The following is a 26,206-nucleotide window of genomic DNA, read 5'->3' on the forward strand; positions in this document are numbered from 1 at the left end:
AAGTTGGTTTAATGGAGATCAAACCTTTTCCAAAGTTTGAAACTTTGGAAAAGGTGGTTCTGTTGGGCAATCTCCATGGAAGAACTCTTAATCGCTGCAATAGAAATACCTGATTCGGCAAGCATTTCCCGTGCTTTGCTTGTTTTTTTCTGCGGAAACCCGGATTCTCAGCACATGCTTTCCGTGCTCCAGTCCGGTCGCCAAGGTGTAATACCAGGGAAGGTGTAAATGCGCACTCCAGCGGGTAAATAAGTCCAGTTGCTGCCAACTGCCGCCATCAATGCGGTATTCGATTATCCCTGCATCGGGACCAGCAGCAACGGCTATTCCAACGATATTGCCTTCAAAGTTCCACTTCAAAATACCTGATGGTTTTTCGCAAACCAACATGGGTACGTTGACATAGTTTGCCCGGGTTCCTTTGTTATCCGCGGGCTTCCAGCTGGGCACAAACTGCCAGCCTTTCCCTTGGTGCTTCTTTTCAACAGCAACAAGCTTTCCATTGCCATAGTTGTCGGGATCAATCGGATCGGGCATCGGGTAACTTGTGAGCTTGTCATCTTCGGCCACAAAGCCACTCCAGGCTCGATCCAGCAGTTGCTTCACTGATCGATAATAAACCTGCTGTCCAAATGGCGAAGGATGCAGGTTTTTAAAATCTTCTTCCCAGGAAAACTCACCGGCATCAATCCTATCGGTTACTTCTTTGGCCAGGTTTATGGTAGAAATTCCGTAATGGGCAGCCACTTTTTCGTGATTCTGAATTACTTTAGGCACTTCTCCCTGGCGGTAAGTCTCCATTTTATCGGGATCCACAAAATGCATGATCACTAAATCAATCGCCGGATTGCTCTTTCTTAAATGACGAACAATACCTTCCATTGCTCTTACCTGCTCCTCATCGCTTCGCCCATTCGAAGCATCATTCACAGCAGCCTCTTCAAACAGCAAGTCAACCGGCCCGTTGGCCAACACATCACGTTCCAGTCGAAAAGCGGCCGGTGTAGTCCCCATGGAAGGAATGCCCGCGGCGATAAACTCAAAATCCGTATCCGGGAAACGTGTTTGCAGGTAGTTACAAATGCTATCGCGCCAACCACCATTGTAGGTGATTGAACCGCCCAGAAACGCCACCCGTCCTTTCTTTTCCCGCTCAAACCTAATTCGACTGTTCTTCAATCCGTTTCGAAGCCGATGATACTGGGTCGCATCCAAGAGTTTTTCAGGCAATTCGGTATGCTGAAGGATAAATTGTGCCCCCAGTTCAGGCGTTTCAATTGGGAAATGATGCCCAAACAGTTTCTGTTCTCCCCGGGTACAAGGAATAATTGTAGCTGGCCCTCCCAGCTTCACATACCGGTCAATAAGCAAGAAGGTATTTTCTTCGGGAGGAACGACTTCATCTTTCAAACCAATCATATGCATAACAGGTACTTTAGCCAAAGCAAGTTCCTCCAGATTATCCAGGGGATTGTTCGCATAGTTCAAGGCCTCTTCATCCGATGCAAAGCCATACTCCTGCTTTAAGCGCTCCCAATCGGCAGCACTCCCCTGCCCTTTACCAAATCCACCGGGCCAACTCTTAAAGTCGCAAACCGGAGCTTCGGCATAAATGCAACTCACTTTGTCCGGGTTCTGCTTAGCCCAATTGTAAATGAACAAACCGCCCCGGCTAACGCCTTCCAACGCCACTTTTCGGGACAACTGATGTTGATTCACCAAATAATCGTAGAAATGATTCCATTTCGCCACTGCTACCGGACTGCCATACTGATTATTCGTATTGATGTAAGCGATGTAAAAACCTTCGCTGAGCAAGATACTGTCCATTTCCGTATGCCAATCCGGGAAACGTGCTCGCCATACCCAAGGATTTCCGGGCAATGCAACTTTTGGAACGACGATCCGGGCAGAAAGGCCACCTCCATCAGCACTTTCACCAGGCATTCCAACCTTTTGCTCCTCGGGAAAGAAAACAAAGTCATAACGGTCAAATCCTTTCCACTGGCTTTTGGCCCCTTCCCAGCCAACTGTTGTCATGCTCAACGGCTTACCGGCTTGTGTATCCGGTAAGCAATCGTTAGCATAAGAATTAAAGCAACTAATCACCAAAAAGATGATTAGTGCGAATGTGTATCTTTTCATCGACGTGTTTTTAGTCAACCTGATAAACAGCAAAGTTCTTAATCGAAGGAAGCTCATCGAATTGCTCAATCGTTAAGCGAATTTTGGAGCATTCGACGGAATCAAATTGTTGAATTCGTTTGTGCCCAATCGACTGTCCTTCGCAAAGTTTGGTCCATTTGCCCTTCACCAAACCTTCTACTTTGTAGCGGCGTACCCGCTCTCCCAAAGCAATCTCTTCTTGAATAATCACATGATTTACTGGTTGAGCCTTGGATAATTTCATCACCAGTTTTTTGCCTTCTCCTTTCGTTTGAGCCACAGGTGTTTCAAAACGACGCTTGATTTCTGCTCCCCATTCTTTCAGGCGTTGAACATCCGGCTCGGGAAGCACGCCATCAGGGTCTGGAGTCAATCCCATGATCAATGTTGAATTTCGTCCAACAGACTTGTAGTACATCTCCATCAGGTTCTCCACCGGGAAGATATGTGCTTCATCACCTGGTTCCCAAAACCATTCATGCCGCCCGTTGTAGCCTCTCAAAGGGGCATCAGACATAGCTGGCATCCAATAAGCTCCGTTGGGATCACCCTCCTTCAATAACTGGAAGTTGTTTTTAGCAATCGCCTGATGGGCCGACTCGCCTGCTCCGGTAGAGTAATACGGGAAAGTAGACCAACAAGGATAAGCAACCGTTCCTGACTCAGAACCTCCCCAACGCGCTTCAGCCAGCTGCTTATTGTGATAAAACAAGCAGTTGGGTTGATACTGTTGAACGATGGGTAAAACATCCGGCGCCCCATTGGCAGGATGATCGGCACCTCCATCAAACCAAATTTCGAACAACTCGCCATAGTTGGTGCAAATTTCTTTGACCATGCCCTCAACCATTTGGTTGTACCATTTTTGACGATTTTCACGGAAAGCCCCTTCACCATTGACTCTAAAGTCGTGCACGCCAATAAACGAGTTCCAGCGAATCCCGAGATAAATCCCTGGTTTGATTCCGTACTTTCGGCACGAATTCACAAAGTCGCGAACCAAGTCGCCCTTTCCATCCTGAAACTTCAGGGCTTTCATGCAATAAGGATTTACATCCGACTGGTAAAGCGCAAAGCCAGTTTCGTGTGTAGCTGTTAGAATAGCAAAGGTAAACCCTGCATCTTTAATCGCTTTTATCCATTGATCGGTATCTAAATTTTTGGGATTGAAAACCTGGTAATCGGTGACCGGATCAATCCGGTTACCACCTTGTCCGTACTTCTTGCCATCAAATACATGCAAATCGTAATGAAAAACAGCTCCTAACTCGGCTTCCTGCCACGCCTGCTGACGCTTATTGGGAACCGGACGTTTCTGCTGTTTTACCGGAACAAATGCGATATACGCTTCATCCCCCTTTTTTACAGCTAACGCCATCACTTGAGGTTCGTCATCCTCCAGATAAACAAACGGACGTTCCAAACGATCAGGAACCAGCAAGTTACCATCATTCATCTCCAGCTTCTTGGGTGTTAAAACATACTCTGTTGCCTTCTTCCAATTAGTTCCATCTGACGAGCTAACCATACCAATAAAGGAATGTGCATGAAATACCCCATAAAAATAATCGCGTTTGGCATCGTACCACACCGACATGTCTTCCGTGTCGAGGTAGTCAATAACCGGCTTTTCCTGAATGACAAACGGCCCGACAGGTGAATCGGAAACGGCCATTGCCTGGTTGCGAATAAAACGGGTTTCATTGGGTTTATCCCCTTTGACGATCAGGTAGTATTTGCCATCTTTTCCCTGGGTAATTGCCGGATTTACGGTTAAAGTGGTAATTGGTCCTGAAGGCTCAATCAAAGGCTGATCCATTCGTTTCCAGGGACCATTGATTGAGTTTGCAACAGCCACCCCGGTACGTTGGTTGGGGCGTAAGTACTTTTTCCAGTTTGGGTGGCTGTACCCAACCCGAGCCGTTTCAATCAGTTCCTCTTCAGTATAATCCTTGTCTCCCATGTTCGTTGCGACATAGTAGAGATAGTATTTGCCATCAAACTTTTTGATTTTGGGATTGTGAACCGTGATGGCATCCCAATGGCCTTTTCCCCGGCTTTGCAGCACCGTTTCCTTATATTTCCAGGGCCCAGTTGGTGAATCGGCAACAGCATGTGCCACCTCCGAGTGAGTCAGCCAACTCAGGAAGGTATATTTTTTAGGCCAACGCGAATAAAACAGGTGATATTTTCCATCCTCTCCCTTGATGATGGAAGAACACCAGTTGTAGTAACCCTCTGTTTTAAACAGGTTTTCCTCGGAAAGCTTTTCCAAGCGGTCTTTAAAGAATAACTTGTCCGGGTGTGATTGGGCAAATCCTGCCACTACAAGCACCAAGCCAATCAGTAATAAATTGATCTTTTTCATTAGTAGTAATTTGAGTAGTAATTGTATTTTAAATAAAGTCACATTGCGTTCAAAAATACCACAAACGCACTCAATTTCCGACAAAAATCAGATTTCAATTTTGAAAACCTGTGCCATGGTATCCATTACCGGATAACCTTGTTCGATGAACAGTCCATCTTCCTTTAACTGCCATTGAACAGTTTCTTTTGAGCCTAAAACAGTGACCTTTTTGATATTCACATCAGCGCCCTGCGAGGCAAATGCTTTCATCAATAGAGGTTGTTCCGAATCAGGAACGCCAAGAACCATGGCATATACCGTATTGCCTTTCGTGGTGTAGCGCAAGTCATCGGCAGAATATTTAATTTTGAGGAATTCCCGGTGATTCTTGAAATCACCCTTCGGCTCAATGGTCGGCCCTTCGCCATACGTGTGCCATGGCCGTGTTTCATAAATGGCTTCACCATATTTATCCAACCAGGCTCCCATAGTACGTAAAACTTCCTGTTGGTCTGCAGGAATCGTTCCATCGGATTTGGGTGAAATATTGAGCAGCAGCACACCATTTTTACTGACAATATCGATCAGCACATGAATCATATCGACTGCTGGTTTGATTTGAAGGTTCTCAGTGTAACACCAGCTCCCTTTGCTAATGGTTTCATCGGTCATCCACACCTTTTCGCCCAACTTGTTTTTGCGCGATTTTTCTAAGTCATCCACACTGACCTCCAAAGGCAAATCATCTTGTTTCCGAACGATAACCACTTCTTTGTCCAGTTTCTGGGCTTCATTCAAATAGTAAGCACAAAACTTCTGGCGATACTGTTCCGGAATCTGATCCAGCCAGGAATCAAACCAAATGATATCAGGCTGATAGTTGTCAATCACTTCTTTTAGCTTGCCAAACCAAATTTCTTCAAGCCATTGCTCTTCCGGAATATTCCCATACAGGTAGTTCAGCTCATGATCATCCTCGGCTGGAGCAGTGCCTTCAAACCTTGGATAATGGCTATTCCCGTAATTTTCTTCATGGGGAACATCCGCATAGCGTTGCAGGTTGCGGGCATGATGAAAAGTAGTTATGAATTTCAGTTCCTGAGCCGTCAGCGCAGTTTTCAGCTCTTTCATAATGTCTTTCTGCGGGCCTTTGTCCCCAACATTCCACGGAGTAAGATCGCTGTCCCACATCGAAAATCCATCATGGTGTTCGGCTACCGGACCGGCAAAGCGTGCCCCTGCCTGCTTAAACAAAGCGGCCCATTCGTGGGCATTAAACTGCTCTGCCTTAAACAACGGGACAAAATCATGATAGCCAAAGTCCGAAAGCGGACCATAGGTTTCCAAGTGATGCTGATATTCTTTTCGGTTCTTGAAATGCATGTGTCTGGGGTACCATTCATCGCCAAAAGCAGGAACGGAATAAACTCCCCAGTGGAAGTAAATCCCAAACTTAGCATCCTGAAACCAGGCTGGTTCTTCATTGTGCTTAGCCAAAGAGGTCCAGTCTTCGGAATAAACTTCTGGTTTCTCTTTTACTTCTGAATGACAACTTGCCAGCAAAATAGCCAGTGCAATCAAAAAACAGGATTGTCGTTTTTTCATTTTAGTTCGTTTAGTTGGTTAGTTCTATTGAACCCGCTCAATGACAATCGGGTTCAAGCGCTAAAAAAGCACCAGTATTTTCAACACTTTTCCGGGAGCTTCAGCCCATTCTTTCATAGCTTGAGGAGCCTCGTCGGCTGAAACAATTTTCGAGACCAGTAGCTTCTCATCCGGATTGGCTTGTTTCAGGTATTTTATGACCGCTTCAAAGTCCGAAGGATTGGCATTGCGTGAACCCAAAATTTCCAGTTCCTTTTGCACCCACAGCTTAGTGGGAAACGCCACCTCATCGCCGGCGTAACCAATGCACACCACACGTCCGGCAAAGCCAATTTCCTCAATCGCCGCCTTATAAGTTATTGGATTCCCAGCCGCTTCAACAACTACCGATGGACCATCGCCATGGGTCATTTTTTCCAGCTCAGCATGAAGATCCTGGGTTCGGGAGTTAATCAAATAGTTAGCGCCCAACTTACCGGCCACTTCCAGTTTCGAATCATCAATATCCACTGCAATGACGGTAGCTCCCCGAAGATTGGCCCGAACAATGGCTCCGGTTCCAATCATGCCGCAACCAAACACCAACACAGTATCAATATCGCTTACCCGAGCATTGTCAATGGCATGAAACCCGACCGTTAAGGGCTCAACCAGGGCCAGCTGAATGGAGGACAAGGATTCATCCATTAATACTTTTTGCCAGTGTACAACCAGGTATTCAGCCATGGCACCATCGCGCTGCACGCCCAACGTTTGGTTGTATCGACAGGCATTGAAACGTTTCTTTTTACACGCCGAACACTGCCCGCAATTGGTATAAGGAACAACGGTCACGCTTTGGCCGGGTTGAAAGTTTTCCGGCACCCGGCTTCCGGCCTGCTCAATCACAGCGGCTATTTCGTGTCCGGGAATGCGGGGATAGCTAACCATCGGGTTTTTACCCAGGTAGGTGCTTAAGTCGGATCCGCAAAAACCGACATAGTTCAGTTTTAATAAAACTTCATCTTCTCCAGGAACCGGCATCGGTCTCTCCACCACGTTCATTGCTCCCGGTTCTGTTATTTCAACTGCTTTCATTTCCTTTTAAATCATTAAAGTTGATATGCCTTCAAGGCATTGTGATAAAAAATCAGATTTTGCTCTTCGCTGCTTAATGTCGACACCTGCCTTTTTACCAGCTGAAGCCACTCGGAATAGTTGGTTGCCACCTGACACACCGGCCAGTCGGAACCAAACATCAAGCGAGCCGGTCCAAAGGCTTCAAGTACGGCATCGAAATAAGGCTGAAGCTGCACTTCGGTCCAATGCTCATAGTCTGCTTCGGTTACCATTCCACTAATTTTGCAGCTTACATTTTCGCGCCTGGCCAATTCTTTCAGTAAGTTTTGCCAAGGCTGTATTTCGTTTGTTTTAATCTTTGGTTTAGCAATATGGTCCACCACAAACTGCTGATCCGGATGCCGGTCAACAAAGCGAATGGTATTGGCTAACTGGTGCTCCAAAATCAGAATATCATACACCAAGCCATATTCTTTCAGTAGTGACACGCCCTGGTTAAAAGCTTCTCCTAAAATAAACTCAGGATCGGGCTCCCCCTGCACAATATGGCGGACACCTTTCAGCCACCTGTTTCCGCTGTATTGGTCCAGAATGGTCTGAATGTTTTTATTGGCCAAAGGAAGCCAGCCAACCACTCCTTTTATAAATTCATTTTCCGAAGCCAGTTGCAGTAACCAATCCGTTTCTTCCAGACATTGCCTGGCCTGAACGGTTACCACGCCATCAACGCCGGAGTTATGAATGGTGCTTGCCAAGTCTTCCGGCAGAAAGTTTTTTCGTATGGCAGCCATTTCATCATCAATCCAATCGAATTCAACCGGATTGTAATTCCAAAAATGATGGTGAGTATCAATAATCATAGCTTAAATCATTTACAGATAGGCATAGTCCGGATCAATAATTCCTGTCTCTTTTAGTTCCTGCCAAAAAGCCTCGGGTAGCGGCGTGTTTATCACAAGCTTGTTATTCGCCATGCGTTTGGGCTTGCTGGGGTTGAGTGCCACCGCGTTGATTTCAGGAACCGACAAGGCAAATTTCAAGCAGGCATCACCGGGTTGAACCGCGTATTTCTCGCACACCGCAAAAAACTGCTTGCGCCAGGCAAACAAAGGCTGATCGGCTGGGTCATTCGGGTGCAGAATTCGATAGTCAAAATAATCGCCTCCGGTTAAAAATCCGGCATTAAAAATGGCGGAGTTAATGATTGCCACTCCATTAGCATGCAGCTGTTGCATAAAGCCGATAATCTCTTTCGGATGGTGGTAAATGGTGAACTTATTGGCCAACATCACCCAGTCAAATTTCACGTGTTCGTATAGTTCTCTGATAATCAACCAATCTTTTGCCCCCACACCAACCGCTTTCACCAGCCCTTTTTCCTTCAGCTCAAACAGCGCCCGGTAGGCTTCCAAAATATCTTTCAGCCGTTGTTCACGATCGGCACTGTCAGCAGCCGCCATCAGGTATTCATCCGGATCGTGAACCGACACGAACTCCTGCTTATAATGAGGGCCCAGCAATTCGGCTCCTTGCTGCCAGCAAGCCAAAATTCCGTCGTAGCTGATTTTTTGCACCGCATCATACTTTAGGTTAGCCCAGGCTCCCGGCTCAAAAGTCGGTTCAGCCGTTTCCAGCGGCACCCGGTACCATCCCAGCTTATTGCTAATCGTGATTTGTTCCGGTTCAATCTTAAGCTTTTCCAACCCCTGCCGAATCACTTCCAGGGCCAATCCGGCCCCATACTTCCCCGCACTGTCAATCATCACTTTTCCATCGCTAACCTTAAACCATTCCTGCATCAGGTTCAGCTTTTCGGTTTCCGACAATTCGCGGTACAGGTTGCCCAGGTAACTGGTTCCATAAATAATAGTCGGGAAGTTGAGCCCGCTTTTATTCTGTTTATTTAGCATGTTAATCTATTTGCTTTGGTTGTCCGTCTATTGCCAAACACGTTTGCTGCGGATTCAACTCATAAATTCGATCCATGAGCACCCATTTTTCATCAGCTGTTGCTTCGGAAGTCGTCAGTTGAAACCGCGACACATAAGCTTCCCATTCGGCTTGACGGGGCTTTTGAGCAAGTTCTTTCATGGCTTGGTCATGGTCAAAATCAGGCACCGTATCCATAATCATAAATAAGCGGTTTTGGAAGATGTAAATTTCCATATCCAAAATGCCGACTTCTTTCATTCCCTGTGTAATTTCGGGCCACGTATTTTCCGGTTTATGAACCTCCCGGTAGGCTTCAATCAGGCTGGGATCATTTTCCAGCAGCAAAGTCTTGCAATAGCGTTTAAACTTCATCGTTTTTTCTTTTTGAATATTTAAAGTTCCGTGATTTTCAGTTCTTAATCAAAACAACCTATGTAAATATCTCTATGCAAAGCTTTGCGACAAGCTTTGCGATTCGTAAAAGATGTTTTGAAACACAAGAAGTCCTTGGGGCGATAGTACCAGAATAGGATAAAAGACTATTTTTGTGTGAGAAGGAAAAACTATGGGCAACAGGCATATTTCATTAAAAGATTTGGCCAGGGAACTAAACGTTTCTATTTCGACTGTTTCGCGTGCGCTGAAAGATCATCCCGATATCAGCACAGCAATGAAGGAGAAAGTGAAAAAGATCGCGCAGGAGCGCCGTTACAGCCCCAACCCCCTTGCGATGGGCCTTCTTAAGCAGGAAACCCGCATGATTGGCGTGATTGTCCCCGATCTGGTTACCCATTTCTATGCCTCCATTATTGCCGGAATTGAAAGTTATGCCAAAGAAAAAGGCTACTTCATTTTATTAGCCAGCTCCAATGAATCGTATGCCAAGGAAAAAGAGTCCATTGAAAATTTACTGCGTGCACGGGTGGAAGGATTCATCGTTTGCCTGAGCCAGGAAACAACAGAAACGGCTCACTTCGAGGATTTGCTTAGGCTGAATATTCCGCTGGTGTTTTTTGATCGTGTTTGCCTTAACGGACAGGTGCCTTCTGTAACTGCCGACAACACGGAAGCTGCCCAAACAATCACCCAGCATTTCTACCAGCAAAGTTGCCGAAGAATTGCTTTTATATCCGGGCCGCAACACCTTAACATTTCCAAAGAACGAATGACCGGTTACCTGGCAGGCTTGGAAGCTTCAAAATTGCCTGTCGTCCCGGAGTTGATTGAAGCATGTGACCTCAGCTCCGACTCGGCCACACAGGCCATGAAACGCTTGCTTGAGCTAAAAAACCCGCCGGACGCAGTTTTCGGAATCAATGACACCGTTGCTTTTGCCGCCATGAAAGAAATTAAGCGCCATGGCCTGCGTATTCCTGACGATATTGCACTGGTTGGCTTTACCGATGAGTTTCATTCAACGGTGGTTGATCCCCCTATGACTTCCGTTACGCATCCAACTTTTGAAATGGGCAGAGCTGCGGCGAACTTATTCTTTAGTGCCAAACAAACTAAAAAAGCACCACAGACGCTTGTTCTAAAAACCCAGTTGGTTGAGCGCGAATCCTCTCAAAAAAACAAGCTAAACTGAGCCTAACATCAGCAAACAGATTCTTCGGAACGTTACCTTTTAGTGCTTCCCTGTAGTCACAGGCATAACGAACCACCCGGAATCAAACGGTTTTTCTATTTTTGCAGTCTCATTTTGACACCCATAATTTTGACAATTCAATTTCAACATATTAATCTGCCGGTAGTAACGATCCTCGATGAAATTCAGGATAAGCTACAAACGAACAATACACTGATTGTAAACGCCCCTCCCGGAGCCGGGAAAAGTACCTTGGTGCCCCTGGCTTTGCTGCAGCAGGCAAAAGCCAGCAATCAGAAAATCATTCTGCTGGAACCTCGTCGTTTGGCCGCAAGAGGCATTGCCGAACGAATGGCTTCTTTACTCAACGAAGAAGTTGGCGAAACCATCGGATATCGCATTCGATTCGAAAACCGGATTAGTTCCAAAACCAGGATTGAAGTGGTCACCGAAGGCATTCTAACGAGAATGCTGCAATCTGACAATTCGTTAGAAGGTGTCGGCATAGTAATCTTCGATGAATTTCACGAGCGAAGTATTCATGCCGACTTGGCCCTTGCCCTTTGCCGGGAAGCACAGCAGGTTTTAAGGCCCGATTTACGAATCGTGATCATGTCGGCCACCTTGAATCTGCCTCAATTATCAAGCTTATTAAAAGCCCCGGTTGTGCAGTGTTCCGGGAAGCTTTTCCCGGTTGACATGATCTACACCGGAGAAAATGACATCCGGCTCATTGCAGAGCTAACGGCTCAAACAATACTTCGCGCCATCAAAGAAAAGGCAGGTGACGTGCTGGTATTTTTGCCTGGCGAAGGCGAAATCAAAAAATGTGAGCGGCTGCTTCGGAACGAACGCCTAAATCTAGAAGTTCATCCACTTTACGGAGCACTTCCAAAGCATAAGCAACTGGCTGCGATCTTTCCAAGTCCGCAAGGCAAACGCAAAGTTATTTTGGCCACTTCAATTGCTGAAACCAGCCTCACAATTGAAGGCGTGCAAGTGGTTGTTGATTCGGGCTATGCGCGTGTTTCCCGTTTCAATCCCCGAACCGGGTTATCACATCTTGAAACCGTTCAGGTCCCCAAAGATTCGGCCGATCAGCGAGCCGGACGGGCCGGCAGACTTGGCCCCGGCAGCTGCTACCGCATGTGGACCAAAGCCACCCACGAACAACTTGCAGAACAACGTACGCCGGAGATCCTGGAAGCGGATTTAGCCAGTCTGGTTCTGGATTTGGCCCAATGGGGAGTTACCGAACCGGAGCAACTCTGCTGGCTCAATGAACCGCCTCGTGGAACCTTTAAACAAGCCTCGGAATTATTGCATGAGCTGGAAGCTCTCGAGGATGGAAAGATCACTGCTCTGGGCAAGCAATTGCACCGTCTCCCCTGTCATCCTCGTATTGCTCACATGCTAATTATGGCACAGGATGACGGCCATGTTTCGCTGGCGACGGACCTGGCTGCTATTCTAGAAGAACGGGATCCGCTAGGCCGGGAAGCAGGTATTGATATTAACCTTCGCATTGAAGCTCTACGCAAGCAGCGCTCCTCTCAACGCATCAGTAAAAAGATGAAACGGATTGAGAAAGTGGCGGAGTCGTACCGAAACGTTATCGGTTGCGAACCAAGTAACGAAATGGTCAATCCCTACGAAACAGGGCTGTTGCTAGTTTATGCCTACCCCGAACGTATTGCTTTTGCCCGTCCCGGAAACAATGCGCAGTTTCAATTATCGAATGGCAACATTGCCATGGCCGGACATAAAGACGAACTTGCCCACGAAGCCTGGCTTGCAGTTGCCCATTTGAACGCCCGGGAAGGCATGGGATCCATTTTTCTGGCATCGCCTCTCAATCCAACAGATTTAGCCCCTTTGGTGAAAGAGCGGGAAGTGATTGCCTGGGACAGCAAGAAAGGAGGATTGATTGCAACAAAAGAACTCCGAATTGGGGGCATTGTTTTGCAATCAAAACCACTCCCAAATCCAGATAGCGATCAAGTCTTAACGGTCCTTACAGAAGCCATTTCCAAAGAAGGTAAACACCTGTTAAAATTTGATGAACGCGTTACCCAATGGCAAAACCGGGTGATGAGTTTGCGACACTGGAATCCGGAAGCGCAATGGCCGGATGTTTCAACTGAAAATTTGCTACAAACCAATCCGAATTGGTTAACGCCTTACCTTCAAAATATACGCAAGACAGAAGATCTAAAAAAGATTGATCTCGAAAATGCCTTGCATTATCATTTAAGTCAGGAGCAACAACAAATGCTTGATAAATTAGCTCCACAAAAACTGAAAGTACCCAGTGGCTCGGCCATCAAGCTGTCTTATCAGTCCAATGGCGAAGCCCCCGTGTTGGCCGTGCGCTTACAGGAAGTATTTGGCATGGAGGATACTCCCAAAGTCAACAACGGGCAAGTCAATGTTTTAATGCACCTGCTTTCCCCGGGATTTAAACCGGTGCAGATTACATCAGACCTGAAAAGCTTCTGGAACAATGCCTATTTCGAAGTAAAGAAAGAACTTAAACGGCGTTATCCGAAACACGCTTGGCCAGATGATCCGTGGACCGCCGAGGCCCTGCGAGGTGTAAAACGGAGGCAATCGTGACAGGAAAAGGCACAGAGTAGGAAAAGAGCGAAGAGGAAAACCGGAAAGAAGAAGAAGAATGGCAATCCGAAAATCTAACGATCGATCATCATGACTAACAATATAAAAATAGTTGCCCCCGGGAAAAACGGACAATTAATTGGAGAAAAGGGAGAATTGGTCACTCCTCCTGCTGGCTGGAGCTTTCTTCCTGCGGGCGATGCAGGAGTTACCCGCAAGGTAACGGCACAAGGAAATTATTGGCGTGTTCAGTATAAAAAAGGACGAAAGACCATCTCCAAAGGAGTTTGGGCTCCAGCTGACACGATTGCAATAGCCAAACAGCAGGTTGCCGCCGTAAGAAGCACGGAAGGTTACCAAAAGAAAAGAGCTGCAGATATTCAGCGACGGGAAAAAAAGCAACAATTGTATGAAGGCGAGTTTTTACAGGCGGTTGTGAACTACCTGGATTTTCATGCGTCTTATGCAGCACTTTCCCAGCAAATGGCTCTTGCAATTACCCAACATGCCATTCCGGTGGGAAGTGGCACGGTTGCGCGAACACAACTCATTCCCCTCGAAGAAAGAGCGGCCAAAGCAGTTATCGCCTGGATGCGACACCAAACCACCGCCTACGATAACCTAAAAATAGCACGTATCAAAGGCGAACGAAGAGCTGTCCGTCGACAACTAGCCCAGCAATCCGTCCAGCTGCTAAGTCAATACCGAAAGGGCGAAGCAATTCTCCCCAATTGTCCGCTCATGAAAGCCATTCAGAAACAAACAAAATTGAATCATCATGAATAAACTATGCCCTTGTGGCTCACAGCAAATGGCAGCCGACTGCTGCTTAGCGATCATTTCAGGAAAACGTCAGGCAGCCACCGCTCAGGAACTGATGCAATCCCGCTACGTTGCGTTTACCCAAGCGAACGGAGCCTATCTCATGCGAAGCCACCACCCTAAAACCAGACCGATAAAAGAACAAAAAGCCATTGAAAGCTGGGCAAAATCCGTTCAATGGATGGGCTTACAAATTCTGAACACCCAAGGAGGCCAAGCCAACGATTCAAGCGGCTATGTGGAGTTTAAGGCACTCTACCTGGAAAACGGGCAACTGCAACAGATCCACGAGAACTCCTTTTTCAAAAAAGAACAAGGCCAGTGGCTTTATTATTCCGGAGTACATAAGGGGTAAGTGCTACTTCCTTCAACTAGTGGAAATAGCCTACAATTCATAAAACTCGCAAAACCAGCAGAATTAAAGCAACACAGAGTAAAAAAAATCAACTAATTCCTCTTGATTAAAAAAATGATTATATTTCCCTATGTTTCAGTAAAAGAAGTCAGTTAAATCACTATCAGAACAATTCAAGACGTAAGCAATCCTTCTCTGGCATGCCTGCTGTCTTTCAGTTCGTTTAATCATCAATCTTAACTTCCTATATCGTTGTGGAATGAAAAAAAGAGGGAGGCAATGCCTCCCTCCCTTAAATACTGTATATAAAATCTATGAAAATTAATAGTTCGGATTTTGTGTTATTGCTGGAGTAGCATCGATAACACTTTGAGGAATAGGCCACAGATAGTGTTTATTAGCCTGAAAAACTCTTGTTTCAACCTCAATACGTTCATCGGTGAGTGTCAAAGCTCCATTGGCCGGATCTACTGTTCCCAAACGGGCGCCATACACTGTTGCATCCATTACCTCCTCGCCAATTTTCCAGCGGCAGATATCAAACCAACGTAATCCTTCCATGGCTAATTCAACACGACGTTCACAACGAATCAATTCACGCAATGTTGTCTGATTATTGTATACTGCACGGTCTACAGAAGGCATTCCGGCACGGTTCCGAATTTCATCGATCGCATCATAAACGGAATCGTCAATACTGTTGGTTTCAATTTTTGATTCCGCATACATCAGCAAAATCTCGGCATAGCGAATCACGATTGCATTCATTCCTGAGTCCCAGATATCAGGGAACTCACTTAAATCGTCAACATATTTACGTGGATTGTATCCGGTTTTTGAGCGACCATAAGGCGCATAGTAATCCCCATTAGGGTCATTTACGTCAATCGGGTTAAAATAGGCTCCTTCGTACAATCCTCCAGGATAAACGATGCTGGCTTCCAGACGTGGGTCACGATTTTTATACGGCTCATCAGCATTATAAACAGAAGACTCTGCTATTGTCTTTCCATCAACACACTCATAGCTATCAACCAACGACTGTGTTGGATTTACAGAACACCAGCCACCTGAAGAGTTCGGGGGCAGAACACCCAAAACCCAGGTTGTTCCAATACCTTCATTGTATTGCACATCAAGAATCACTTCACTGTTATCCTGATTCGACAGTTTAAAAATGTTCTTGTATTCAGGCACTAATGAATAGCCCAGATCCATGATCTGCTGACAAGTAGCAGCGCATTCAGCATATTTGCCTTCAAAAATTTCCATTCTTGCTTTTACCGATAAGGCGGCTCCTTTCGTAATGCGACCAACATCAGGCCCGGAATAAGAAGCAGGAAGATCAGCCGCCGCCGTATTCAATTCATCTAAAACAAATTTAACAACATCGGCTTTAGGGTTGCGAGGAACGTTGGCCTCTGATGGATTAAGCACTTGAGTTACCAAAGGCACATCACCATAAATTGTAACTTTAACAAAATAATCCCAGGCACGCAAAAAACGCACCTCTGCTGTTAAGCGTTTCCGCAGGCTTTCATCCATCTCTGGACGAGAAATATTTTCAAGGAAACTATTGCAGCGGGTAATCGTGCTGAACCCCATGAAGCTCTGTCCGGCATCGCTAGGAGTTGCATTTCCGCTTGCTTGTACCTGGAATCCCTCCCAGGGGAATGGATTATAGCAATTGTCTGATGCACAATCCATGTAAATTACGTAATACATATCCCACCAGTCGGAATAGCACCCATTGGCCGCAGCAATGGCATCTTTTTCATTATTCCAGAACGATTCATTGGAAATCTGGTCTAATGGATTTTTGTCCATAAAGTCCTGCTCACATGAAAAAAGGAACAGCAGGGCAATTAATAATAAACTATATCTTTTCATAATCCTGAATTTTTAAAATGTTACACTTAAGCCAATCGTATTGGTTTTCACCTGTGGGTAATAAGCCCTGGCACCAGCAGGAGCTTCTGGATCTACGCCTTTACGAAGACCGGTAAAAGTCAGTAAGTTTTGGCCACTGTAGTAAATTCTCACTCTCGACAATCCGGCAGAATTCGTCATCATTTTAGGCAAAGTATAGCCAAACTGCAGGTTCTTCAATCGTAAATAAGAACCATCAACAACCCAAAAAGATGAAGGATAGCTACTGGATGAATTAACATTCCATGAAGAAAGAGGTCGGGGGAAATTCCCGTCTGGATTGGTATCCTTGTCGTAAGAATCACGGAAAACAACAGTAGGTTTATCCGTAAAGCCAGTCAATTTACCTACAAACTCATTCTGGACATAACTCTTCACTTGGGCTGCCCCCTGGAACAGAAGTTGAAGATCCAAGCCTTTCCAAGAGGCAGACAAGGTGGTTCCAAAGGTCCAAGCAGGCATCCAGCTACCTAAAAATTCACGGTCTTCAGCATTAATTTTACCATCTTTTTTTACGTCTTTATATTTAATATCGCCCAAAGCAGCCTGTCCGCGATTGATGACAGCACTATTGTCCAAATCTTCCTGTGTTCTGAATAAGCCTTCAGCAATATAGCCACCAAAGGAGTTAATCGGATAGCCCTCTTGCAAGAAACTATAACCATTCCATATCCGGGCACCATCATTACGAAGGTCAGTAATTTCATTCTTATTATAAGCTGCATTAGCCAGAATATGGAAGTCCCAGTCTCCTTTTTTCAGTTTGTAGCCTAACTGAAACTCAACCCCTTTGTTAGTCACCTCACCCGCATTTTGATAAGGATCAGTTAATCCTGTAGGTGAGGGAACGGGTAATTTCAATAATACATCAGAAGTAATTCGGTTGTAAACGTCGGTAGAAAAAGTTAATTTATTAGAGAAAAGGCCTAAGTCGACACCAATATTGGTGGTGGTTGATTCTTCCCATTTAATGTCCGTATTCACACCATCTTTTAGGGCAACTCCGGAGACAACAGCACCTCCTAATCGGTAATCAGCAGCTGACAATACCGATTGGTAAGGATAATTCCCAATGGATTGATTTCCAAGAATACCCCAACCAGCTCTAATTTTTAAGTCCGACACCACATCTTTTACGTTTTCCATAAATGGCTCGTTAATCGCACGCCATGCTCCGGAAAATGAAGGAAAAGTACCCCAACGATTATCTTTCGAGATGCGGGAACTACCATCTTGACGTACATTCGCCTCTAATAAATATTTATCATTGAAGTTGTATGAAATACGTCCAAAATATGATCTTAAAGAATACTCGTAAGCCGAACCTTCGGCTACCTGACCATCAGCAGACCCAGCGTTAACCTCCCACAGTTCATTATTCAAAAAAGACTTCCGGTAGGAACTGTTCCAATCGGTACGTGAGCTTTCCTGCGAAAAACCTCCCAAAGCCTGAATTGTATGTTTTCCAAACGTCTTTTCATAAGTCACCAAAGTTTGCAAACTAACAGTTTGGTAGTCTACCCGAATGTCTTTTTGACTGTTTGGCCCCTGGTAAAGCGTTGGCTCACCCGTTTTCCAATTATAGAACTGAATGTCTTTAATGAATTTTTCATCCGAAGTACCAGTGTATTCATAACCCAAGATTTCCTTAATTTTTAATCCTTTGATGGGCTCATAACTTATATTTCCGATACCGCGTGTCTTCCGGTATTTCTCTTCCCGTATAGCACCCAGATCCATCCATGCCAAGGGGTTACCATCGGCAATATAACCATAATCTCCGGTTGAGTATTTGTAAGGGACGAAAGGCGCAATTCGGTTAATTTGCCGAAATATCTGGTACATATCGCCCGTGTATGGGTTTGTTGGTTCAGTCGTATTTCCCTGAGTAAACGACATGTTAAAGTTAACCTCAAATTTATTGATTGTTGTGGTTATGTTTGCCCGTCCGTTGTAACGCTTAAATCCCGCATTATCGATAATTCCTCCTTGATCCAGGTAACCTAATGAAATCAAATAAGTGGTGTTGTCGCTACCTCCACTGATTTGCGCACGGTGACTTTGCTGAAAACCACTTTTCTTATAAAATAAGCCAGCCCAATCGGTGTTCGGATAATTGTCGGGATCACTACCATTCTTGAATTTTTCAATTTCAGCCTCGGTATAAGCAGGCGATTTATTTTCATTAACCAAAGCTTTGTTATACAGCTCGGCATATTCCCAGGAAGGAAGATGTTCAAGAAGTTGTGTTGGTTGTTGCCAGCCAATGTAACCTTCGTATTTCAAGGTTGTTTCTTTGCTATTCCCTTTTTTAGTTGTCACCAAAATCACCCCATTCGAGGCACGTGACCCATAGATTGCTGCTGATGCCGCATCTTTCAAAATAGAAATGGATGCAATATCGCTGGGATCGATGTCATTGATATTTCCAACAACCATTCCATCCACAACATACATGGGGTTCGAATTATTAAGAGTTCCGATACCACGAATTCGGATACCACCAGCATCTTTACCCGGCTGACCGCTGGTTTGAGTAACCGTAGCACCTGGCATTAGTCCTTGTAAGGCTGAGGAAACATTGGTAACAGGTCGGTTCTCCAAGGCATCGGCATTAACTGCAGAAACCGATCCGGTCAGGTTTACTTTCTTCTGGGTACCGTAACCAATCGCCACAACTTCCTCAATGCCAATAGCATCCTCAGCCAGGGCAATATCGATCTGGTTTTTCCCGGCCACTTCTACTTCCTGTGACTTCATTCCAACAAACGAGAAAACCAAGGTAGCTCCGGCAGGCACTTCAGTAAGAGTGTAAAGACCATCAAAGTCAGTAACAATACCAATGGTTGTTCCTTTTACCAAAACTGTAACACCGGGTAAGGGCTGCCCCAAGGCGTCGGTTACTTTTCCAGAGATTGTTTTCTGCTGCTGGAGGTTCGAGCTTGTACTTCCCGGAGTTAAAACAATATGCCGGTCGTTTACAATTACTTGAACATTTTTATCTTCGAATAGCTTATTCAGAATGACATCCAGTTTCTCATTGGTGAAAGAAGCATCCACTTTTTCCTGAACATCAATCAACTCACTATTATACAGAAAATACATTCCGCTCTGATTTTCTATTTCCATCAGAACGTCTTTTATAGTCACATTACTTTTATTCAGCGACAATCTGGTTGACTGCGAATAACTCATGCCTGCAACAACCTGCAAGCTGGTAAAGAGAATTAAAAAAGCTGCATTTCGCATAATTGTAAGAATTTTCCGGTGTGCATTAAAAAATACACCCAAGGGTTTCGTCATTTTTTTCATAAATTTATCCTGTTAATTATTATTAAATAATTTACCCCTGTCGGGTAAATTTTGAAGGGAAGTGTTCGCTGCACTTCCTTTCTTTGTTTTGGGTTTTGTCATAGGCAACGCCTTTATCTTTTGGTTATAATTATTTTAGATTTAGTGACGGTTTTTGCTTCTGGTTTGTATTCAGCCTGTTTATATTCAATGTTAATTGGAGAGGATAATTCCAGGAGGTCGATTACATGCTGCAGTGATTCGTTTTCGAAGGTGGTGGAGAAACGATATGCCTGCAAGTTCTTATCCTCAATAATCACTTCCACACCATACCAACGTTCCAGTTTTGCAGCAAGCTCCTCGATTGAACTTTCATCAAAAACCAGCTTATTTTTATGCCATGCAATGTATTTATCAACATGGACATCGGTAATCTTTAACTCGCCAGAACGTTTATTCACCACCACCCTGTTGTTCGGCTTCATCAAGTATTCGCTAGCGATGTTATTGTACTCACTTTCGAGCCGAACGGCTCCTTCTTTCAGCACCACTTCCACAACCTTGTCTTCTTCATAAGACCGAAAGTTAAAGCTGGTTCCCAGAACAGTTACCTTTGCTTCATCCGAAGTAATAACAAACGGTTTTTCCTTGTTTGGGGTAACCTCAAAATAAGCCTCGCCCATCAGTTCTACTTCCCTTTTTTGACCGATGAAAGGAACCGGAAACTTAATGGTACTTTCGGCATTTAACCAAGCATAGGTACCATCAGGCAACTCTACCTTTGTGCGGCAACCAATGGGGCTGGTCACTTCCTGATGAGCAATTAGCGTACTTTTTATCTCAGGGATTTTTACAAACAAGCTCCACATGGAAACCAACAGGACGGGGAAAAATAATACAGCAGCGATCCGCTGAAGTTGACGAAAAATTAAACGAGAAGTTTTAGGTTGATTTATTCTACCAGAAACATTTCTCCAGGCAGTTGTTACATCAACTTCGTTAATTTGATTGATGATTTTTCCAGCTTCGACAAGCTGCTGCTCCTCGGTTAATGATTTTCTGTTTCTTATGAAACCAGCTATTCTGGCATTGTCGGTATCTTTTATATGCATCTGGCACCAATAGATTAGAAATTAGTTCTGTAAGAATGCAACGCTTTTGTTCTTTCTTACACTAACAATACAATTGCCACAGCAACTACACGTATTCAGATTTCAAAAAAAATTAAGAAAAGGATAAAAAAGATTAAAGATTAATGAATCCCCAAAGAGCCAGGAGTCCAATATATTCTTTCAGTTCAACCTTAAGGATCTTTAAGGCCTTGCTAATTTGAGTTTCAACGGTTCGTTTTGAAATGTTTAACTGCAATGCAATTTCATCATTCTTCAACCCATTAATCCGGCTCAAAATAAAAACCTCGCGACATCGATCAGGCAACTTATCGATAGCCTTTTGTATTTTATCCTGCAATTCGGAGGCTATATATAAATCCGGGTCGTACAGCAAATGATCATCGGATAACAGCTGAATATTGCGCAGATATCGCTCTTCTACTTTTAAACGCTTCAATACGTTGAGGCTACTGTTTTTTACAGAAGAGAACAAATAGGATTTTAAAGAATCAGAAGGTTGCAGGGAGGTGTGTTTCTCCCAAAAGCGAACAAAAAAGTCTTGTACAATTTCTTCAGCCTTTTCGGCATCAGTAACAAACTGACGAGCATAAACCGCTAATCCGGGATAATAAAACCGAAAAAGCTTTTCAAAAGCGAGCTGATCACCCTGAATGAGTTTATCAATCAATACGCCTTCTTCTACTCCATCAATAATTTGCATTGGCACAAAAATAAAAGAAATGAGCTTATCTATACTATTGACATGTTATCTATTTATTGTTTTTATTACCTATCCTACTTCTACCCCAACCTGCAATGCCATTCAAACAGAGAATAAACTTACTCCCGCCGCAACGAATCAACATAAACCTGGTTGTATCTGTCCAATGTATGTTGTTTCCAACGGGGTGTGTTTGCCAAAGAGGTTCTGCTAACTCGTTTTCCCATGCGTGCAACTCGGTTTTGAAGGCATTTCTTTACCCGGTGAAACACCAGACTTACATCCTGAAACCAGAATTGAAAAAGAAGCTAAGGCCAAAACCACTTTATCTGAAAGTATGAGCGCTAATTTTTTTGTTAATACTCTATCGAAATAACCTGTTAAACAAGGTTGTTTAATGCAATAATAAGAACGGCCCCAATCAACAAGACAATTCCAAAATTGAGCGTTTTCCGGGCTTTATGAGGAGCACCTGTCCATTCTCCCCGGAATATTCCCCAGAGATTTCCAATAACAATGGATAGTGACACCAAGAGTGGCCATCCAACAACCAAGCCTAAATCGCCCAAAACAACAGCGCCATAGCCATAAGCATAGAAACTTCCAATCCACATAGCTGACATGCCCAGGATCAGTCCCCAATTCATCGTTTTATGCTCATTAATAAATGCTTTCAATTCTTTTCCTTTTATAAGAACAAACAAGCAATATCCCATATTCACCAGAGATCCTGCTGTAAAAAACAAAGACCAAATTACATTTCCAGCCATCGCCTGTCCTACGCCATGTTCGACAGCAATTCGGGTAATATCCTGACTAAAAGCAGCTCCCAAATTGGGTAAACACGAAGTAAAACCAGAGATAACAGCCAGAATCAAGCCCGTGGTTGTATAATTCGAGAGTTTCGAACTTTTATCTTTTTGAGAGGAAGCCCTCGCACAATAGTAAATTCCGACAACCGAAACCAAGGCCCCTAAAAGAATTAACAGTCCTTTGGGCTCTAAAAAAATTGAAGATGAAAAAACTAAGGCTGGGACTAAAGTCCCCGTAATGGCATTAATGCCCATAATAATGGGATAGCCAAGTGCCATTCCCAACATATCCATTGCCTTGCCAAAAAGGATAGCTCCAATACCCCATAATAAACCAAATACGCCCACCAGCAACAGTAGTTGAACCGGAACAGCCGCAATAATAGAAGTAATACCATTGATAGTTAGCAGGGCAATTCCCCAATTAACCAACAACATAGCCAATAACGAAAAAGCAAACCAGCTATGTGCCCATTGCCATTTTTTGGTATAAGTCATTGGTAAGAAAAATGATCCTTGCAACACCCCTGCAAGAACAACAATGAGTAATCCAGAAAAGAAATTCATTTTATTTAGTTAGGTTATGTTCTATTAATACACTAAAGATAGAGAGTTGATTCTCTGTTTAAATGGACTATTTTTTCATTTTATGAACTAAATTATCAAATTCAATTTTTACAAAAATATACTTTAGTCATAACATGGTTGCTCTATGCCTTTCATGAAATAATATTCAGGAATTCTATCGATTTAAATCTTTGTTTAACAAACGAAAGTTCAAATGGCCACTAAACCTCTTCTCTACCTTTGAGGGCAACACAAAATTACCCCAGCCCAAATCGCTATAGGAAACATGATGCAAAATCTTCATAACAACCTCTCCTTTGGTTGAAACAGAGCAACGCGCAGCCAATTCACCATCTGCAAAAACATGCAACCCATAGTTATCCTCATTATTGTAAACTTGGTATTCGGTAAGATTCAGTCGGGTAGTTCTGAAGTCATGAGTACTCATTCCCATTTCAGTATCTATGCCACTTTTCTGAAATAAGTAAAAGTCTTTTCCATCCTGTTCCCACTCTTTTTCAGGTTTAAACCGATATTTCTCCTTTGAAAAATTTGAATTGCGAACAGCTGTTCCAACTGCTCTCCCTATGTGGTTTTCCGGATATATGGACCATTGGGCATTGCGGTTCCAAGATATACGGTTCATATCTGAACTCAACAAAAAATTTATACCAGCTTCGTGTACCGCTTCGGGCATATCTTCAATCGTATACTTAACTTCCACTTCACCGTTAGGTAGAACCTCAAAAAGATAGGCTACCTTCATGTCATCCATTTGTCCTTTAATGCGAGCCGTAAAACGATTTTCATTGTGTTCATATGTGAAGTTGATTAAACTCCAGTTTTCTTTCAGAGGAATTAATTGGCTTCCCTTGCCCTGATTGACACCTTTAGCCCAAGAGGGAACGACTACATTTAAAAAAGGGCCACCTTTGAGAACCTCTACTCCATCAATTATCCCTTTTTTTATCAGCCCGCTTTGCTTATCCAGACAATAGGAAAAACCTTTTCCTGAAACCGTTAAATCAGCTTCATTTTCCACCACATTCAAAACACTATTTGGTAAATTTTCAAACTTCGCCTCAACCGGTTCTTGAAAGGAAATGCGATACATATCAACCAAGCGCTCACCAAGCCAAAATTTCAATAAAGTGCCATTCTGAGCAAGATTGGCCGGTACAATTAATTTTCCGCGTTGGTGAGGTGCAATGTCGGGCATTTCTATCACCTTCGAATTACATTCGAGTTTTAATTCGCTGAGATTTGTATGATCAAATCGATTGTGGACTGCTATCTGCAAGTCGGTTCCTTCCATACTTTTTGTGAATCTGGTACTTTCAAGTTTTACCGGAGTGTGTGCTTTTTTCGTATGCCAGAATTCGGGTTTCTTTCTTCTCCAAGGATCAATAAACCCCCACTGTCCATATCCTACCACCGTATCCGGCAGCATAAACGTTTCATCAATCATGCCCCAAATAGCTCCACCAAGGCCTCCGTCTGAATCAAAACAGCCTGTCCACATTTCTTCCATGCTCTGCCCCCAAAAGTCGCGAACTCCCGGATCTTCTTTCAAGGTTTGTACATTATAACAAGCCACATGTGCCCACTCATCATGAAGTGCCGGCATTCCATCTACACCAAACTTGTGGCTAGATATCCCCATATTATCTTTTAGTTCACCATTGTAGTTCACATAGTGCACACTAGCAATATCATATACTTTCTTTTTTGTTGTACCCGGATAACTAAACATGATAGGACGAGTTGTATCATGTGCAACAACATAATCATAGGAAATACCAAAGTTCTCCCCATATCGGTTCTCATTTCCGATAGACCAGATAACGACCGACGAATGGTTACGGTCGCGTTCAATCATTTCAGCTAGCTGACCCAAGTATCTGTCTGTATAATCAGGATCATCCTTACTTTCATCTTCTTTACTATATGGCTCTGCCTTCCAGGTTTTCACAAAACACACGGCGGTTTCGTCTTCCACATAAATGCCATACTTGTCACAATATTCCAGAAACTTCCTGCTTGGAGGATAATGTGAAGTACGTATGTAATTCATATTGGCTTCCTTAGCCAGCAGTACATCTTTCAAGTCATACTCCTCATTCGTACTCCTTCCCATCAATGGGTGGATATCGTGACGACATGCTCCTCTTAGTTTAACAGGCATTCCATTGACCAGCATCTTGTTACCTTTTATCTCAACTTTCCTAAATCCTATTTTACGCTCAATACATTCTGTGACCGTTCCTTTTTGCTTCAATTTTATTGTTAGGCTGTACAGGTATGGTTTTTCAGCCGTCCATTTATGGGGATTTTCAACTGGCTGAGCCACCTGAATATTACTTGTGCTCTTGTCTAGTTGCTCTGTCTGTTCAAATAACAAAATGTTATTTTCATCGCGTAATTCAAAAACCAACTTGCACTTTGCGCTTTTGTTGATTCCAACATTTAGCTTAAGCGTGGCATCTTCATAGTAATTGTCCAGTTCTGTTTCTATTTCCAGCCTACTTACATGTATTTTCGGCAAGGCAATTAATTCCACATCACGAAGAATTCCGCCAATGCAATGTTTGGCATATCCCGAACCAAAAGAGATGTCATCCACTGGATCCAAGAATGCCACAATTAGCTCTACAGGCTCATCTTGCTTGACAAAAGGGGTTAGATCGCATTCCCATGATGTAAATCCTCCCCAGTGTTCACGCAAATAGGTTCCATTCACCCACACTTTAGCGTGACTATATACTCCGTTAAACCGCAATACAGTCATCTTTCCCGCAAAGTCAGATGGAATCGTGAACACTTTCTTGTATGCATACCAGACATCGTGCTCGATCAAAAAACCCTGCATAGCAGGCTCTCCAGGAACTTGTATATTTTCCCATTCCTCTAAACTTAACTGTTCTCCATTCTCTAGATTCAACTGTTTCCCTGAAAATTGCCATTGACCATTTAAACTTATAACAGGTGCTTGTACTCCGGCAACCTGTGCTGGCAGTTCGCATAATAGGTTGCTATATTTTTCAAAAGAATTGATTACACTTATCTCTTGCGAATGAGCTCCCACTGAGTAATAAACAAAAAGGCAGAGTACAAATGCCTGCCTCAATTTTTCTAGTTTTATAGATCGAACTTTCATTATTTTTAAATATCTAAATAATACTGTACTCGAAAAAATAGACTTTCTCCCATAAATTAAAATAATTTTAAAGAGGTGGTTATTTCAAATAGCTTTTGAAATAACTACCTCTTTCTTTTTATTA

At 43.8% G+C, this 26,206-nt stretch carries 17 protein-coding genes; 4 read left to right on the forward strand and 13 right to left on the reverse strand.

The annotated features are described in order from the left end of the window. Positions 1-87: 87 nt before the first annotated feature. The 7 genes from Q1A18_RS12360 to Q1A18_RS12390 all read right to left on the reverse strand — a co-directional run bounded on the left by Q1A18_RS12360 (position 88) and on the right by Q1A18_RS12390 (position 9,484). Positions 88-2,145, reverse strand: coding sequence for a GDSL-type esterase/lipase family protein (locus Q1A18_RS12360; protein ID WP_299580451.1), 2,058 nt, complete (start codon positions 2,143-2,145; stop codon positions 88-90). 10 nt (positions 2,146-2,155) lie between these two features. Next, complete coding sequence (locus tag Q1A18_RS12365) at positions 2,156-4,534, reverse strand: alpha-L-fucosidase (protein WP_299580454.1); 2,379 nt, start codon at positions 4,532-4,534, stop codon at positions 2,156-2,158. An 87-nt stretch (positions 4,535-4,621) separates the two neighbouring features. Beyond that, positions 4,622-6,121, reverse strand: a complete 1,500-nt coding sequence (locus Q1A18_RS12370) for an alpha-L-fucosidase (protein WP_299580457.1) — start codon at positions 6,119-6,121, stop codon at positions 4,622-4,624. Positions 6,122-6,181: 60 nt separating this feature from the next. Then, positions 6,182-7,198, reverse strand: a complete 1,017-nt coding sequence (locus tag Q1A18_RS12375; RefSeq protein ID WP_299580460.1) for a zinc-binding alcohol dehydrogenase family protein — start codon at positions 7,196-7,198, stop codon at positions 6,182-6,184. A 14-nt stretch (positions 7,199-7,212) separates the two neighbouring features. Next, a complete protein-coding gene (locus Q1A18_RS12380) occupies positions 7,213-8,040 on the reverse strand; it encodes an amidohydrolase family protein (protein ID WP_299580463.1) in 828 nt (275 codons plus the stop codon). A 12-nt stretch (positions 8,041-8,052) separates the two neighbouring features. Then, positions 8,053-9,090, reverse strand: coding sequence for an aldo/keto reductase (locus Q1A18_RS12385; protein WP_299580466.1), 1,038 nt, complete (start codon positions 9,088-9,090; stop codon positions 8,053-8,055). Position 9,091: 1 nt separating this feature from the next. Then, positions 9,092-9,484 carry an L-rhamnose mutarotase gene (locus Q1A18_RS12390; protein ID WP_299580469.1) on the reverse strand — a complete coding sequence of 131 codons (393 nt, stop codon included), beginning with the start codon at positions 9,482-9,484 and terminating at the stop codon, positions 9,092-9,094. Between the two features lie 193 nt (positions 9,485-9,677). Here Q1A18_RS12390 and Q1A18_RS12395 point away from each other — a divergent pair, with 193 nt between their 5' ends. The 4 genes from Q1A18_RS12395 (at position 9,678) to Q1A18_RS12410 (ending at position 14,493) form a co-directional block, all read left to right on the forward strand. Beyond that, positions 9,678-10,700, forward strand: coding sequence for a LacI family DNA-binding transcriptional regulator (locus tag Q1A18_RS12395; RefSeq protein ID WP_299580472.1), 1,023 nt, complete (start codon positions 9,678-9,680; stop codon positions 10,698-10,700). A 129-nt stretch (positions 10,701-10,829) separates the two neighbouring features. Then, entirely contained in the window at positions 10,830-13,316 is a 2,487-nt protein-coding gene (gene hrpB / locus Q1A18_RS12400; RefSeq protein WP_299580476.1) for an ATP-dependent helicase HrpB, read from the forward strand. 90 nt (positions 13,317-13,406) lie between these two features. Then, entirely contained in the window at positions 13,407-14,102 is a 696-nt protein-coding gene (locus Q1A18_RS12405; protein ID WP_299580479.1) for a DUF2293 domain-containing protein, read from the forward strand. Next, complete coding sequence (locus tag Q1A18_RS12410) at positions 14,095-14,493, forward strand: YchJ family metal-binding protein (RefSeq protein WP_299580482.1); 399 nt, start codon at positions 14,095-14,097, stop codon at positions 14,491-14,493. Before Q1A18_RS12405 ends, Q1A18_RS12410 begins: the two co-directional genes overlap by 8 nt. A 321-nt stretch (positions 14,494-14,814) precedes the next feature. On the opposite strand, the gene Q1A18_RS12415 is transcribed toward Q1A18_RS12410, so the two are convergent. The 6 genes from Q1A18_RS12415 to Q1A18_RS12440 all read right to left on the reverse strand — a co-directional run bounded on the left by Q1A18_RS12415 (position 14,815) and on the right by Q1A18_RS12440 (position 26,082). Beyond that, positions 14,815-16,383, reverse strand: coding sequence for a RagB/SusD family nutrient uptake outer membrane protein (locus tag Q1A18_RS12415; RefSeq protein ID WP_299580485.1), 1,569 nt, complete (start codon positions 16,381-16,383; stop codon positions 14,815-14,817). Positions 16,384-16,395: 12 nt separating this feature from the next. Continuing rightward, complete coding sequence (locus tag Q1A18_RS12420) at positions 16,396-19,734, reverse strand: TonB-dependent receptor (RefSeq protein WP_299580488.1); 3,339 nt, start codon at positions 19,732-19,734, stop codon at positions 16,396-16,398. 113 nt (positions 19,735-19,847) lie between these two features. Continuing rightward, on the reverse strand, positions 19,848-20,825 hold the full coding sequence (locus Q1A18_RS12425; RefSeq protein WP_299580491.1) for a FecR domain-containing protein: 978 nt from the start codon (positions 20,823-20,825) through the stop codon (positions 19,848-19,850). A 133-nt stretch (positions 20,826-20,958) separates the two neighbouring features. Then, positions 20,959-21,546 carry an RNA polymerase sigma-70 factor gene (locus tag Q1A18_RS12430; protein ID WP_299580494.1) on the reverse strand — a complete coding sequence of 196 codons (588 nt, stop codon included), beginning with the start codon at positions 21,544-21,546 and terminating at the stop codon, positions 20,959-20,961. 380 nt (positions 21,547-21,926) lie between these two features. Next, a complete protein-coding gene (locus Q1A18_RS12435) occupies positions 21,927-22,925 on the reverse strand; it encodes an L-rhamnose/proton symporter RhaT (RefSeq protein WP_299580497.1) in 999 nt (332 codons plus the stop codon). A gap of 175 nt (positions 22,926-23,100) precedes the next feature. Continuing rightward, positions 23,101-26,082: a glycoside hydrolase family 2 TIM barrel-domain containing protein gene (locus tag Q1A18_RS12440; protein ID WP_299580500.1), complete on the reverse strand. Its 2,982-nt coding sequence runs from the start codon at positions 26,080-26,082 to the stop codon at positions 23,101-23,103. Between the last annotated feature and the right edge of the window lie 124 nt (positions 26,083-26,206).

The sequence above is a fragment of the uncultured Sunxiuqinia sp. genome (assembly GCF_947495665.1).
Lineage (GTDB): Bacteria > Bacteroidota > Bacteroidia > Bacteroidales > Prolixibacteraceae > Sunxiuqinia > Sunxiuqinia rutila.